The sequence below is a fragment of the Shewanella sp. P1-14-1 genome (genome assembly GCF_001401775.1).
Classification (GTDB): Bacteria; Pseudomonadota; Gammaproteobacteria; order Enterobacterales; family Shewanellaceae; genus Shewanella; species Shewanella japonica.
On the sequence record NZ_LKTL01000009.1, the window covers coordinates 52406 to 65582 of the forward strand.

Annotated in this window: 15 protein-coding genes; 5 read left to right on the plus strand and 10 right to left on the minus strand. The window is 40.5% G+C overall.

Annotated features, from left to right (window positions below; translation table 11 throughout):
* Window positions 1-245: 245 nt before the first annotated feature.
* The 5 genes from AN944_RS08190 to AN944_RS08210 all read right to left on the minus strand — a co-directional run bounded on the left by AN944_RS08190 (window position 246) and on the right by AN944_RS08210 (window position 3255).
* Window positions 246-536, minus strand: coding sequence for a cytochrome c3 family protein (locus AN944_RS08190; RefSeq protein ID WP_055024119.1), 291 nt, complete (start codon window positions 534-536; stop codon window positions 246-248).
* Window positions 537-556: 20 nt separating this feature from the next.
* Window positions 557-1498, minus strand: a complete 942-nt coding sequence (gene nrfD, locus AN944_RS08195; protein ID WP_055024120.1) for a cytochrome c nitrite reductase subunit NrfD — start codon at window positions 1496-1498, stop codon at window positions 557-559.
* On the minus strand, window positions 1495-2184 hold the full coding sequence (locus tag AN944_RS08200; RefSeq protein WP_055024121.1) for a 4Fe-4S dicluster domain-containing protein: 690 nt from the start codon (window positions 2182-2184) through the stop codon (window positions 1495-1497). The genes nrfD and AN944_RS08200 overlap by 4 nt, the downstream gene beginning before the upstream one ends.
* Window positions 2185-2200: 16 nt before the next feature.
* On the minus strand, window positions 2201-2674 hold the full coding sequence (locus AN944_RS08205) for a nitrite reductase (protein ID WP_055024122.1): 474 nt from the start codon (window positions 2672-2674) through the stop codon (window positions 2201-2203).
* Between the two features lie 83 nt (window positions 2675-2757).
* A complete protein-coding gene (locus AN944_RS08210) occupies window positions 2758-3255 on the minus strand; it encodes a DUF2726 domain-containing protein (protein WP_055024123.1) in 498 nt (165 codons plus the stop codon).
* A 520-nt stretch (window positions 3256-3775) separates the two neighbouring features.
* Here AN944_RS08210 and AN944_RS08215 point away from each other — a divergent pair.
* On the plus strand, window positions 3776-4741 hold the full coding sequence (locus AN944_RS08215; protein ID WP_055024124.1) for a LysR family transcriptional regulator: 966 nt from the start codon (window positions 3776-3778) through the stop codon (window positions 4739-4741).
* A 111-nt stretch (window positions 4742-4852) separates the two neighbouring features.
* Here the strand turns inward: AN944_RS08215 and AN944_RS08220 are convergent, their stop codons facing one another.
* Window positions 4853-5872 carry a LysR family transcriptional regulator gene (locus AN944_RS08220; RefSeq protein WP_055024125.1) on the minus strand — a complete coding sequence of 340 codons (1020 nt, stop codon included), beginning with the start codon at window positions 5870-5872 and terminating at the stop codon, window positions 4853-4855.
* A gap of 368 nt (window positions 5873-6240) precedes the next feature.
* Between AN944_RS08220 and AN944_RS08225 the strand changes: the two genes are divergently transcribed.
* The 3 genes from AN944_RS08225 (at window position 6241) to AN944_RS08235 (ending at window position 8808) form a co-directional block, all read left to right on the plus strand.
* Window positions 6241-6729 (plus strand): C40 family peptidase, encoded by a 489-nt coding sequence (locus AN944_RS08225; RefSeq protein WP_055024126.1) that lies wholly within the window; start codon window positions 6241-6243, stop codon window positions 6727-6729.
* A 131-nt stretch (window positions 6730-6860) separates the two neighbouring features.
* Entirely contained in the window at window positions 6861-7394 is a 534-nt protein-coding gene (gene mog / locus AN944_RS08230) for a molybdopterin adenylyltransferase (RefSeq protein ID WP_055024127.1), read from the plus strand.
* 406 nt (window positions 7395-7800) lie between these two features.
* On the plus strand, window positions 7801-8808 hold the full coding sequence (locus tag AN944_RS08235; RefSeq protein WP_055024128.1) for a GlxA family transcriptional regulator: 1008 nt from the start codon (window positions 7801-7803) through the stop codon (window positions 8806-8808).
* Window positions 8809-8835: 27 nt separating this feature from the next.
* Here AN944_RS08235 and AN944_RS08240 read toward each other — a convergent pair whose 3' ends face one another.
* The 4 genes from AN944_RS08240 to AN944_RS08255 form a co-directional block, all read right to left on the minus strand.
* Window positions 8836-9072, minus strand: a complete 237-nt coding sequence (locus AN944_RS08240; RefSeq protein WP_055024129.1) for a hypothetical protein — start codon at window positions 9070-9072, stop codon at window positions 8836-8838.
* A gap of 66 nt (window positions 9073-9138) precedes the next feature.
* Window positions 9139-10287, minus strand: a complete 1149-nt coding sequence (locus AN944_RS08245) for an ABC transporter permease (protein ID WP_055024130.1) — start codon at window positions 10285-10287, stop codon at window positions 9139-9141.
* A gap of 106 nt (window positions 10288-10393) precedes the next feature.
* Window positions 10394-11128: an ATP-binding cassette domain-containing protein gene (locus tag AN944_RS08250; RefSeq protein WP_055024131.1), complete on the minus strand. Its 735-nt coding sequence runs from the start codon at window positions 11126-11128 to the stop codon at window positions 10394-10396.
* 2 nt (window positions 11129-11130) lie between these two features.
* Window positions 11131-12681 carry an alpha/beta hydrolase gene (locus tag AN944_RS08255; protein ID WP_408005078.1) on the minus strand — a complete coding sequence of 517 codons (1551 nt, stop codon included), beginning with the start codon at window positions 12679-12681 and terminating at the stop codon, window positions 11131-11133.
* Window positions 12682-12773: 92 nt separating this feature from the next.
* On the opposite strand from AN944_RS08255, the gene AN944_RS08260 reads away from it, so the two are divergent.
* Window positions 12774-13148, plus strand: coding sequence for a GntR family transcriptional regulator (locus AN944_RS08260; protein ID WP_055024132.1), 375 nt, complete (start codon window positions 12774-12776; stop codon window positions 13146-13148).
* The last annotated feature ends 29 nt before the right edge of the window (window positions 13149-13177 follow it).

A 13177-nucleotide genomic window follows, 5' to 3' on the forward strand; every position in this document is an offset into this window, starting at 1 on the left:
GTGCAATAGATACAAGTAAAATGGCATCCTGCCCAATGACTTCCTTGTTAATACGACGAAATGGCTAAAGTCATTTCTTCGATGGATTAGCCAATTACATGGCTATTAATCACTTTCAGTGCTTTGGGTAAGACTGAACAGTCACTTTTAAAAAAGCTTAATGATACGATTTCTTAACAGTGACATTGTTTGCTGGTGGTTTAATTAACGCGCTTCGTGAATGGTTCGACGAAGCGCTTTATATGCTAATGACAGTCAGCACAAGTATCGTTTGGATCTTGAACTTCATGCACGATATGACAGGTTCCACAATCTAAAACGCCATCATGTTGTTGATGAATTTCACCATCAATACTATCTAATCCACCGTGACAATCGATACAGGTTTGGTTTTCATACGCCATATCTGCTGATGGTTCACCATCCATGTGGCAAGCTTCACATCCAGCCATGTCCGTATGAGTGTCTGCAATTGATTCAGCAAATGCAGCACCAGAGAAGCTCAGTAAAATCGATAGTCCTAAAACTTTAAGCATGGTTAACTCCTAAATAATGATTAAGCTACGGTCATTTGACCGGTATAAAGAATGAAATTACGAAGCAAGAGGACACCGAATAGGCTACAACTTGCTGTGATGGCGACATAAGAGAATTTGCGTTTTGCTGATGCTGTCATAAATAGGTTAAATGCAAGCGGCATAGCTAGACCGACAACGACAATCCCTGCCCAGAACACCCAGCCCCAGAAACCTTCACCAATGGCATTGAGTGCGGCAACCTGACTTTGACCACCGGTTAAAATTAACCCTACGAAGAAGGTAAATAATAAAGCGAGTTCAAGCAGGATAAGTGGGATCTCAATGTTATGGATAAAGTGCACTTCTTTACCGTCAGGGTTGCCTTTCATTAATACGCCACCTAGCAATGTGCCTGCCGCGCCAGAAGAGATACCCGAGATTAAGAACAGCATTGGTAGTACAGGGTTATTCAGCATTGGGAATGTGGTTAATGCTGACAGTAAGAAGCCTGTGTAGGCGCCTAATGATAGTGCCAAGATGACAAGTAACCCTGTAATCGTTGCTTCCATCTTTAACAAAATATCCAGCGCTTTATCGACGATAGGCCAACGGTTATTACACCAATGACGGATAGGCTCTTGGAATAAACAAGCCAACCACGAGAATAAAGCCACTTGATAAACCATCAGTACAGCAACGCCCACTGACATCACTGAAGTTGGGTTGTAGAAAACCAAAATTTTCCAGAAATCAAACGGCTTGGTTAAGTCAACGACCAGGATCCCAAGGCCAGCAAATACAGCAAGAGGAGCAATAAGACATGCTGCTCTTACAAAGCTAGACTTATAGGCGTTTTTACCCAATTTGAAGTGCTTTAGTAATACTGCAAAACAAATTGCCCCAGCAGAGATCCCTGCTAAAAATAAGTAAATGGCGATTGGCCAGTGCCAAATGAGGCTGTCAAAATGGAATGGGCTCATAACTTGATTTCTCCCTCTTGGGAAGCAATACGGAACACTTTAGGGCGTGTACCCAGTTCGGTTTTACTTCGGTAGTTAGGCGTCGTTTTAAGGACTTCAACCACTTGTGAATGTGGATCTTTAAGGTCACCAAAGGTGAGCGCTTTTGTTGGACAAGCTTCAACACATGCTGGTAGGCGACCTTCTTTTAAGCGGGTCTCCTTACAGAAGTCACATTTATCAGCGGCTTTAGTGACAGGGTTAATAAAGCGAATTTGATATGGACAAGCAGCGATGCAATACAAGCAACCAACACATTTCCATTCATCAACGCTGACAATGCCAGTTTTAGGATCATGGTAGGCAGCGCCCGTTGGGCAAACGTTAACGCATGGTTTGCCTTCACATTGCTGACAGGACTTACGGGTGAAACGATAAAATTGATTGGGATATTCACCAAAAGGCCCTTCGCGCTCAATATCTAAACGGCTAACCCCTTCTGGTACATTGTTGGTTTCACGACAAGCGACGGAACAAGCGTCGCAACCAATACATTTGTTTTCATCATGAATAAGGGCATATTTGCAATTTGTGCTGTTATCTTCTTTTTGACCGCCAGAGTTGGCGATACTTAGGCCAGATGCGCCTGCAGCGCCAACGGCTGCAACACATGCTCCTTTTAAAAATAGTCTTCTTTCTTTTTTCATCGTTTTATCCTCCTAATTATTTGCTTTCATGACAGCTAACACATGATGCGATGCGCTTGCTTTCAGTTATGCCAATAATTGGATCAACTTCTGGATGCAGTTGGTGACAGTCGGCGCAGTTAACCTTGTTAGAATGGACATTGTGGGTCCAATCTGCAGCAGCTAACTCTTCTTGACCGTGACAAGCCATACAGGCAGCTGTTTGTTGTGCTGCTGTAGCGGGGGAGTTTTCACCAAAACCAATGAGTTCTGATTCACCTCGTGGATGCTTACCTTTCTCGCCATGACAGTCCTGGCAGGTTTGACCTAGTGCGTCATTAGCATGCATGCCATACATGTTGCCGTTTTTCTTATGGCACATGATGCATTGGCGATTTTGATTCATTTTAAATTCAGGGGTGTCAGCCTTGGCGACAGGCGCGGTAAAACCGAGTACCACCATCAAAATAGAGGTCAACAAGGGAAGGGTGATTTTTGAAATTCTGGACATAATGAGCCCTCACATAATTCAGTGATACAGTAACGTCTAATAGGGATTTGAGTGCTGAAGCCTAGCTTCAGCACTCGATAGCACTAAGCTGCGAGAGAGTTGCGAATTAATGATTCATCACATTGTTGGTTTTTAGCTAAGTGAATCACTTTAATACCAACCTCTGCTAATGAATGGTCGATGAACTCATTATTTTCAGGTGTGTTGTGTTGAGGATCTGTAATCACCAGTTTGACTGCTGAGTTATCATCGACGACAACATAATCGAGGTGACAATGTTGTAGATGCTTGTGAGCATCTTCTGGCTTGTCTGTTTTATCAATATCTACAATATTATCCATCGTAGTACCGTATAAAATATTATATTTACCTTTAGCAATTGAATTGAGCTTATTGAAAAAACCAACGGGTTTATTCGCAATTTTTTCAGGATTCAATTTAATATTAACGCCCACATTCTCTACATTGCTGGTTTTGAAAAACTTTATACATGTCATTGTAAATGTTACTAGAACAAAAGGAACAACAAGGAATAATACAAAGTAGACAAAAGCATAGCTTAATATGACTGATGTGTTCATAAACGCCTCCAAACTTTCATTGATTATTAAATTTATTTTTAAAGCACATTCAGTATTTCCTTGTGAGGGTTTATAAACATTGATTTAAATCAATTAAATAATTGGATGGTTATTTTTATATTTAAATATCAAATTTGAGTTTGTTTATTATTATTTAGATTTTACAAATTTTAAAAGGTATATTTTGAATTGCGATTTTTGAATATTTAAATGTGATATTTTGATTTTCGAAATTAGCTTGTTTGTTATTCTGTTTGTTGAGATTTTACTTTATTAAAAAGTAGCAGCCACAAGGGGTTGGTGGCTTTTGTGAAGTTTTTATTTCACTGTTTATAGGTTTTTATATATAAAAAGGCGTTATGTTTTTTAGTATTCCGATATTTAAATATTTATTATTCATTTTCTGTATAACCAAATAAGTGACATGGCAAACATTTTCATAAAACAATTAAAATAAAATAACAAAAATAAATTTAAATTGGGTATTATTAAAATGAACTTATCATTGGGAGGTATTTAGATGAGAGATATTAGTTATAGTGACCTAGATTTATTGAGTATCAATATTCTAGTTAATCTGTATGAGAACAAGTCTGCGACATTTGTATCTAATAAATTGAATGTGCCAGCACCCAAGATAAGTCGTTGCCTTAAGCATGCACGAGAAATTTTTGGTAATGAGCTTTTTATTCGCAAAAAATATGGCTTGGTGCCTAATGAGTTTGCTGGCAAAGTTTATCCGATTGCTAAGCAGATACTTGAATGTTCAAACAGCCTGCAGCAGCTGAATGGTGAGGCGATAGCTGATAATATTCATAACTTTGAGATTGTTGCGCCAGATCTTGTTTCTTTTCCTTTTCCTAAGATGTTGCTTACGTCCATTAGAGATGCAGGAAAAGATGTCAATTTTAATATCTCTGCATGGAATAAGTCTTCACTTGATCATATTGTCTCTGGGGATATTGATATTGGTATCTGTTGTAGCAAAGCAATAGATAATTTGGAAAGCATAGATGATAATTTAGCAGTATTACCTTTAAAGAAATTGAATAAGCTATTTTTAATTTGTGATGAGAAACATCCAATTCTAAAAGAAGAAATAACGTTAGAGTCAATTGCGAAATACCCTTACGTTAATAGTAATGTTGGTGATGCAGAACAGAGAATGAGTGCTTTTCAAGAGTATTGTTATCGTAGAAAAATACCGCTTAATACTGAAATGGATTTAAATGGTGTTTCCAGTTTATTTGAGTATTTAAGACAAACTAATGCGGTTGCTTTACTACCATATAGCTCGATATATAACATGATCAATACAACGCCAGGTTTACACGCATGTCGTTTAGCTGAAGTTGAATCTGATAGATTATATATGGAAGTAAAAGTACCGACGCTATATATGATTTATAATAAAAATAATCATGAAGCTAACTTGCAATGGTTAACTGAAAAAATTCAAGGTTTGGTACATTCAGCGCTTCACTAATTGCTCATATAAAACTGAATATTAAAGCCACTCAATTAATATTGAGTGGCTTTATTATTTTTAACTTTTTAAAATGAGTAGAATCCAATTGTTATTGATTCTTATTTGTATTTATTCCGCAGCAACTATTTCATTAGTTGTCACTTCATCATTGTTAATATTACTGATATTCATATTTCGATATGTTTGTTGATATTTTTTCAAATTATCGGTCATGTTTTCTATTAATAACGCAGTGAACTCTGATGTTTTAGCTTCATGACATTGTAAGTAATGACAGGGGACAACGATATTTGCGGGGGTTTGAAGGTGAGTATAGTAAAACTCGGTCATATCAATGAGCTCAATGTCATCTCTTTGTTTACTTAATTCAAATGGGAAGACCGAAGGAGCCCAGCAAATATCATCTGAGTTAACGACACGTTCAAATGCCATGACAAGGCTTGATGTGATCAAGCTGATGTCTGCTTTCAAGTGAGTGATTTCACTACAACGACTCACGATTTCAGTAAGCGCTGATGTGGGACCATTGTGGATGAATACTAGGCGATTCTTAAGAATACTTTCAAGGGTTATTGGCTGCTGTAGGATTGGATGCCCTTTACGTACCGCTAAAAACCAGAACTCAATATCACCCAACTTATTATTGATTATATTGTCATGGCTAAAAGGAAAAGAAGAAATAGCATAGTCTATTTTTCCTTGTGCAATTTTTTGTTCAGCACTTTCTGTCCATGGGTGGATATCAACGATATGACTAACGCCTAACATCTCGCTGGTTTTATCAATCGATTCTAAAAGAAACATCGACATTTGCTCGGGAGCACTGATATGGAGTACGAGATCATTTTCAGGCTGGGTCTTTGCGGCCGTAGCCATATCATCGTATGCACTGATGATATTTTTGGCTAAAGGGTATAAACGTTCAGCCATGGCGTTTGGTTGAAGACCGTATTGCTGGCGAATAAATAATTCATTATGAATAACTTCTCGCATTGTGCTGAGTGCACGGCTCACCTTTGGCTGGGTGCTGTTGAGTTTTTCAGCTACAACGCTACCATTTTTATATTCAAATAGGCCAATCAGAACTTTAAGCGTAAAGTAATCTAGCCTTGATAATTGTTTTTCCATGAGTTTTACCAAGCGTTTGAGTTATTCATCTTTTGCGAAGTTATCACATCATTATGGTGCTAAATCGAATGCAACTCACAGTTTACCTCTTTAGGGGTATTATTAGCTAAATATAATACTTAAATACTATATTATTCAGTAAGATAGAGAATACAATTGAGATTGTTGTATGTATTGTTGTAACCGTGTTGTTGACAGTTTGTATGTTGATTTTGCTGAATTTTTGTTCAGCTGTAGTGTTTAGGTGCGAGATATTCGTAGCGAGTTTTATAAGATTTCATTTGAATCAATTACAATTAGACTAACCTAAATGGTTTGTACAAATAGTTATGCTGATATAAGGCGATAAACTAGATGGAAATGAATGTATGGTATTAAGAGCCGTTATCACATTTGTATGCTTTTTCCTGTCCGCATGTGCTGCTCAAGTCGATTTGCCTTTGCCGACAGGCACTCAAGCATCAACTGACATTCCCAAAGCTGATGAACGCTTATGGAATGAAGCACGACTGCTGCAGTTTCATCAGCAATGGCAAGGGACACCTTATCGTTTAGGTGGGCTGACTAAAAAAGGGTTAGATTGTTCAGGGTTAGTGTATGTGGCTTATCAAGATCTCGTGGGGCCGAGTATTCCAAGGACAGTTGAAGGTCAAACAAGCTTAGGAACTCGCATAGCTAAAAGTGACTTACAAAGTGGTGATTTAGTCTTTTTCAAAACCACAGGACGTGGTCGTCATGTTGGGGTGTATTTATCTGGCCATCGTTTTTTGCATGTTTCGACTAAAAAAGGCGTGATGATTTCGAGTATGGATAATGTGTATTGGAAACCCAGATATTGGTTTGCCAGCCGTTTATAGCTTTCATCGCTGTAACTCTTGATCAATCTCTCCGCTTCAGCGATAAAATTGTGGTATTTTAGCCGCATCTAAAGTCTAAAAATCCATTTAGTCTTACAGTAATTTTAATGATCAAGTTTAAGGACCTCGTCATGACCAAAGCTAAAATCGGTATTGTTACGGTAAGTGACCGTGCAAGTGCAGGTGTGTATGAAGATTTATCGGGAAAAGCCATTATTGATGTGCTAAATGAATATTTAACATCAGAGTGGGAACCAGTTTATAAGGTTATTCCTGACGAAACTGCAGTGATTGAAGCCACATTGATTGAAATGGCTGACGAACAAAATTGTAGTCTGATTGTGACCACCGGTGGAACAGGTCCTGCGAAGCGTGATGTGACTCCTGAAGCGACAGAAGCAGTATGTGATCGCATGATGCCAGGCTTTGGCGAGCTAATGCGCGCTGAATCATTAAAGTTTGTGCCTACAGCTATTTTATCTCGCCAAACAGCTGGTTTACGAGGTGACTCACTGATTGTTAACTTACCTGGCAAGCCAAAATCAATTCGTGAATGTTTAGATGCGGTATTTCCAGCAATTCCATACTGCATTGATTTAATGGATGGTCCATTTTTAGAGTGTGATGAGTCTGTGATTAAGCCATTCAGACCGAAAGCGAAATAACTTTTTAAGCCGATTTCAGGTTATCTAGATTACTCACCTAGTAGTCATTATTAAGCGTATTGCGGGATGTTAGCCTGCAATGCGCTTTTTTATGGGCTTTCAATAACTGTTACAACCCTTTTCTAAAGATTAAGTGGGCGCTATAGCCAGTAAATATGGCGAGAAAGGGAATCGCTATCAGGTGAGTAAATACATTGGGCGGCGTATTGAAGTTTACTGATAGTAATAATCCCCAACTGACGGCGAGATAACTCAGACTGATAATTATATGCTGGCTGACTTTTTTCATGACTTGTGTCCTTACTGCTAATGACTCACTGTGATTAACAGTATAAAAACTAGACAAATCGATTTTAAGTGTCATTATTGACAAATATAAAGTCAAAAGTGACATTTTGGGGTCGTGATGAAAACAATTTATATTTTAGCGGCGGGTAACGTGGTGGCGAGTGGCCTAGTGAGCTTTTTAGATGTATTTAGTTTTTGTAATGCCTATTGGCGCCGTATTAATCAGGATGTCAAAGAAGACTTGTTTCACTGTCATGTGATTTCAGCTGACGGTCATAATGTAAAAACCAATCAAGGTTTTGAAGTGCCAGCCAAAGGGCTAGCGCATCCTGATGATATTTTGCAGGCTGATGCCGTCATACTCGCCTCTGCATTTGTGACTAACCGAACTGAATTTCAAGCATTTTTAACCGATTTTGAACCTTTAATAGCACCACTGTCGCGCTTTTCGGCTGCTGAAAAGCCCGTTGCAGCTTATTGTTCAGCAACATTATTACTTGCTGCATCTGGCTTATTAAACCAAAGGCGCGCAACAACGGTTTGGTGGCTTAGCGAGATGTTTGAGCGCAACTTTAAAGATGTGCAGTTATGTATGGATTCATTGGTGGTGTCTGATGGGCATATACATACCGCAGGTGCGACAACTTCCAATTTAAGCTTAGCGCTGCATCTTATTTCGATTTTAGCAGGTGAACAAATGGCGCAGCAGATGGCGAAAATATTGCTGATCGATCCTAATCGCAGCTCTCAACAACCCTTTATGACAATGGCGATTAATCCTGAACAGCATAAAGATGAATTAATACATAACGTACAGCGATGGATGCAGGCTGATTTGAGCCGACATTGGCTACTAGATGATATTGCAGATAAATTTGCTGTAGGCAAACGCACGTTGATTAGGCGCTTTAAAAAAGCCGTGAATGAAACGCCAGCGAGCTATATGCAGCGCCTTCGAGTAGATGAAGCAAAAAGATTGCTAGAAACAACAGAATTGGCCATTGAGCAAATTGTCGAGCGGGTCGGGTATGAGGATGTTAGCTCATTTAGAAAACTATTCATCCAACTCACCACGTTAAGCCCGCGTGCTTATCGACAAAAATTTAATACTCATACCTGCTGCTAGCGATACTTTTTGGGCTTTGAGTGCCAATTAAAGTGAGTTAATTTGCTGCTTTAAATCATATTCTGGCTCAGTGACAATTTTCTCTAGCGTGGCAATACGTTGCTTGAGCTCGTTATTTTGCTGGCGTAGCGCGTCTAACTCATGGCTATGGTTATCCGCTAAGTTGCTCGTTTTTGATTTTACATAATGCTTAAACATTTCTGTGGCAGTGGTGCCCACCGTGATGATGATGACTAATGCTAAGATTGCGTATTCTTGTTCCATGATGGACTCCTTGTCTAGATTGAGTGGACTGGTTCAAGGTGAGTTGAACCAGTCCGAGGTCATAGGCTACAAACCAAATACCACTTTTTCACTTTTCAGCAGTTTTTCTAAACCAAATGCAAGTGCAATTGACAGTACCAGTGTGGCTGCAGATGACACCAGTAATTGCAGCATCGGGATTTCACGACCTTTAATAAAGGCCATTAGGGCTTGCTGCTGACCAGAAACTGGCAGCCATTCCAGTACATCAGGGGCGATGTTGTAGCTTGCTGCCATTGATAAGGCGAGCGGTACAAACAGCACCATGGTGAGATAGGACTGAGCCTCTTTAAATGTTTTGGCCATAAATGACACAAACAATTGTAATGTTGCCGCCATAATGGCGAGTGGAATGCCAATAAATAGCATTAACCCCATAAAGTCTGGCGAAATATTTACGCTAAAGCCAAGCTCTTGCCAAGGCACAAAGGTGTAGGCAAATTTAGACACGATTAAAATCAGCAATAAGCCCAGCAATGCAAAGCAGGTGACTGCAATGATTTTACCTAGTACTAATTGGCGCGTACTAATAGGGTGGCTTAATAGCAGTGCTAATGAATTACGTTCACGTTCGCCCGCACTGGTATCAATAGCCAAGTTCATGCCTGAGATAAACACCGAATAAATCATGGTGAAAATGGCAATTCCTAAAATAAAGCCGCCTTTAGAATCTGGCGTTGCTTGATCTTCTACTACCACTTTAATTGGCTGCACAACAGCAGGGTTAATTCCACGTGCGATAAGGCGTAAACTGCCCATTTCACCGCTGTAGGCTTGCAGTTGGTTTTCAACTCTGCGAATGGATTGCTGTAGCTTTTCATTTGAGTTATCGGCGATTAAGGTGATCTCAGCAGGCTTTGCTTTCGCCATGTGCGCTGCGTAATTGTCACTGATGATGAGCTCGATATCTTTGACATCTTTAGCTGCAACCCCTTCGTCAGTTGAAGCGTTAATGCCGCGATTATTTAAGAATCGGACTAGATCAGGCGCGTTGTCGGCATTGGTGATCTTGATATTAAGATCTTCAGGGGTCGATAACTGTCCGATTAATACCATGAACATACCGCACATTAATAAAGGTGTACCGATTGCGTAGTAAAGACCCGCCATGACAGAGCGCTTATCACGCATTGCGTCGATGAGTTCTTTGCGAACCATTGCTATAATTGTTTTCATGAGATTGAGATCCCTTCGTTAGTCGATAACACTTGACTCATTTTACTCGTCAATTGGTATGGCAATGGTATCGACACCATTGCAGTTATAATGACAGGCTTATTCATTAGGCTGCGATTCCTTCGTCAGTACCGATGAGTTTAATAAAGGCTTCTTCCAGTGAGGTTTCACCCGTTTGTTGGCAAAGTTCTTCTGGGCTACCTGTGGCAACCACTTTACCGTTAGCCATCACGATGACTTGGTCACATAAAGCGGCCACTTCTTGCATCACATGGCTTGAAAACAACACGCAATGGCCTGCTTTTTTAAGCTCAATCAAAATATCTCGCAGTAATCTGGTACTCATGACATCTAAGCCACGTGTTGGCTCGTCTAAAATGATGTTGGTTGGCTGGTGCACTATCGCTTGGGCTAATGCAGTTTTCATGCGTTGCCCTTGTGAGAAACCTTTACATCGACGGTCGGCAATATCTTCGAGCTTTAATTGCGCGATGACATTGGCTGTTGCTTGTTTAGCATCAGCCTTTGACATGCCGCTGAGTTCGGCAAAGTAACTAATGTATTCTCTTGGCGATAATCGCTCATATAAACCGAATGGGTCTGGGAATAAGCCTAATTGTGCTTTTGCTTTTGTTGGCTCTTTGGCAACATCAATACCATCGATTTCGGCGTGGCCTTCATCTGCCGCTAATAAGCCAAACACAGTTCGTAGACAGGTGGTTTTACCCGCGCCATTTGGGCCAAGTAGTCCAGTAATATGACCGTCATGAGCACTAAAGCTGAGGTTATCCAGTGCTTGTACGTCGCCAATTTTTTTCGATAAATTTGATACAGTAATCATGATTATTCTTCCTCAGCGGCAGCTGAAAGGGTTTCAACTGAGTTGGCATTTAAGTAAAAACTTCTACGAACATCCTTTTCTAAGCATTTACCGTCAATGTTATCTATCGAGCCACTGCTAACTAAATCTGCGATGAGATCGTTACCGCAGCTTTGATAAGCCACGCCATGGGTAGCAAATTCAGAGACAAAATGTTTAGCATTAGTGAGTTTTTCTGTGGCCATATCGCCCCAGCTTGGTGGCGTTGCAGGATCTAGCTCGCCTGAAAGCAAGAGGGTAGGAATGTCACTTGCGATAGCATCGCTAAAGCTGTTATCGACTTGCGGCATATTCCACACGCTGCACGTTGCCTCTAGTCCTTCTATCATGGTGCGTCCCATGTAAGAGTCTTGTGCTTGTTCGCGCATGCTTGTTGTGATGCGATGAATATCTTCGCCACAAACCACAGAGGCGTGCATTCCCATGGCGATACCTGTGCTATCTGAGGTTAAGGTGTAAATGCCTAATATGGGTTGGTAGTTCCCCAAAGCGGCTTGATGAATTGCATGGGGCGTTAACGAGCGAATGTTGGGCATGTATAGCGCCATTCTAATCGCACCGTTAAATTTACCTCGAGTCAGCAAAAAGCTGGTTAGCTCATCAGTTTGTGGATCGCGTACTTGTGTCTTGACTGGGGATTCAGCTAACTGATTATCGACAGAGATAAAGTCTTGTTCAAGATCCGGGAATTGCTGACCGCATAAACTGTTTTGCTGACAGTCTTTAAAGAGAAGGCCGTAGCCTCTATCGATGGCTTCACCAATAGCGATAACACTTTGCTGCATTGGTACAACACCATCTAAAGTCACGGTGGCAATCGCATTTGGATGTTCACGCATATATAGCTGTGCCATACGGGTACCGTACGATACACCATATAAATGCAGTTTTTCATAACCTAAGTGTTGGCGAATAGCTTCAAAGTCAGTTAACGCCGTTAAGCTGCCATATTGCGTGACATCAGCATCTATTTCATCTAAGCAGGCTTGAGTGTCTTTCACATAGTCCATATCGTCATCATTAAACGATAGCACTGACATATCGTCATCATCACAGGCTAAGATATTAGATTGCCCAGTCCCACGTTGGTCAATCAATAAAATGTCGCGATCTTGACGGACTTTAGCCAGTACGCGGTCAAACCCTGCGGCATTTTCAATGGCTGATTGTCCTGGTCCGCCAGCAATGGCAAGCATGGCTTGTTTTTTAAAGCTGGGTTTAATCGCAGGTAATACAGCGTAATGAACGGTGATTTTCTTGCCATCAGGCTTGGCTGGATTTTCAGCCACTAATAATGAGCCGCACTGCACTTGCTCAGATAAACCATCAACATAACACGCTGAAAGTGGTGCTTGTTCAATAGCAACAGTGCTTTCATCTGCCGCAGCAGATAAGCTCATCATAGACAGTAAACCAACTTGAACGGCGCTTATCAGCTTTGATTTTGTTGTCAGCCAACGGGCATTGCTTACCTTGTTATAGGTTCCTTGCAACATAACTTTTCCGATGTTCATTACATCTTTCCTTTTTGCATTTCAGGATGATTGTGGTAACTTAACATTAGTGTATCGGTGTATCAATGTATTAATACAGTAAGTAAAGGCTAATGCTAGAACTAATAAAAGTCAACCCCAGTAGTGGCGAACCCATTTACCGACAATTGCATGAGCAAATTGTACGGTTAATTGTGGGTGGCCAATTACAAGTGGACCAAGTGTTGCCTTCGGTGAGACAGCTTGCTGAGCACCTAGCGGTTAATCCAATGACAGTGTCACGAGCGATTCAACAATTAGTAGAGCAAGGTTGGCTTGAACGTCGTCGTGGCCAACCTACTCGAGTCGCGAACAGGCAATCTAACGATGACACGTCGGGTCCGCAATTACTTGTCCCCCAAGCACTTGATCTAATCAATCAAGCAAAGCAATTAGGTATCAGCCTTGAGGAGTTGCAAGCGTTAGTAGCAACTCAGTGGAAACAATAATAAAAAAGCCATAACAGCAGTAAGTTAAC

Bases quoted from the DNA above. Each gene is read 5' to 3' on its own strand.
- AN944_RS08190 (WP_055024119.1), bottom strand. From the start codon at position 536: ATGCTTAAAGTTTTAGGACTATCGATTTTACTGAGCTTCTCTGGTGCT.
- nrfD (WP_055024120.1), bottom strand. From the start codon at position 1,498: ATGAGCCCATTCCATTTTGACAGCCTCATTTGGCACTGGCCAATCGCC.
- AN944_RS08200 (WP_055024121.1), bottom strand. From the start codon at position 2,184: ATGAAAAAAGAAAGAAGACTATTTTTAAAAGGAGCATGTGTTGCAGCC.
- AN944_RS08205 (WP_055024122.1), bottom strand. From the start codon at position 2,674: ATGTCCAGAATTTCAAAAATCACCCTTCCCTTGTTGACCTCTATTTTG.
- AN944_RS08210 (WP_055024123.1), bottom strand. From the start codon at position 3,255: ATGAACACATCAGTCATATTAAGCTATGCTTTTGTCTACTTTGTATTA.
- AN944_RS08215 (WP_055024124.1), top strand. From the start codon at position 3,776: ATGAGAGATATTAGTTATAGTGACCTAGATTTATTGAGTATCAATATT.
- AN944_RS08220 (WP_055024125.1), bottom strand. From the start codon at position 5,872: ATGGAAAAACAATTATCAAGGCTAGATTACTTTACGCTTAAAGTTCTG.
- AN944_RS08225 (WP_055024126.1), top strand. From the start codon at position 6,241: ATGGTATTAAGAGCCGTTATCACATTTGTATGCTTTTTCCTGTCCGCA.
- mog (WP_055024127.1), top strand. From the start codon at position 6,861: ATGACCAAAGCTAAAATCGGTATTGTTACGGTAAGTGACCGTGCAAGT.
- AN944_RS08235 (WP_055024128.1), top strand. From the start codon at position 7,801: ATGAAAACAATTTATATTTTAGCGGCGGGTAACGTGGTGGCGAGTGGC.
- AN944_RS08240 (WP_055024129.1), bottom strand. From the start codon at position 9,072: ATGGAACAAGAATACGCAATCTTAGCATTAGTCATCATCATCACGGTG.
- AN944_RS08245 (WP_055024130.1), bottom strand. From the start codon at position 10,287: ATGAAAACAATTATAGCAATGGTTCGCAAAGAACTCATCGACGCAATG.
- AN944_RS08250 (WP_055024131.1), bottom strand. From the start codon at position 11,128: ATGATTACTGTATCAAATTTATCGAAAAAAATTGGCGACGTACAAGCA.
- AN944_RS08255 (WP_408005078.1), bottom strand. From the start codon at position 12,681: ATGAACATCGGAAAAGTTATGTTGCAAGGAACCTATAACAAGGTAAGC.
- AN944_RS08260 (WP_055024132.1), top strand. From the start codon at position 12,774: ATGCTAGAACTAATAAAAGTCAACCCCAGTAGTGGCGAACCCATTTAC.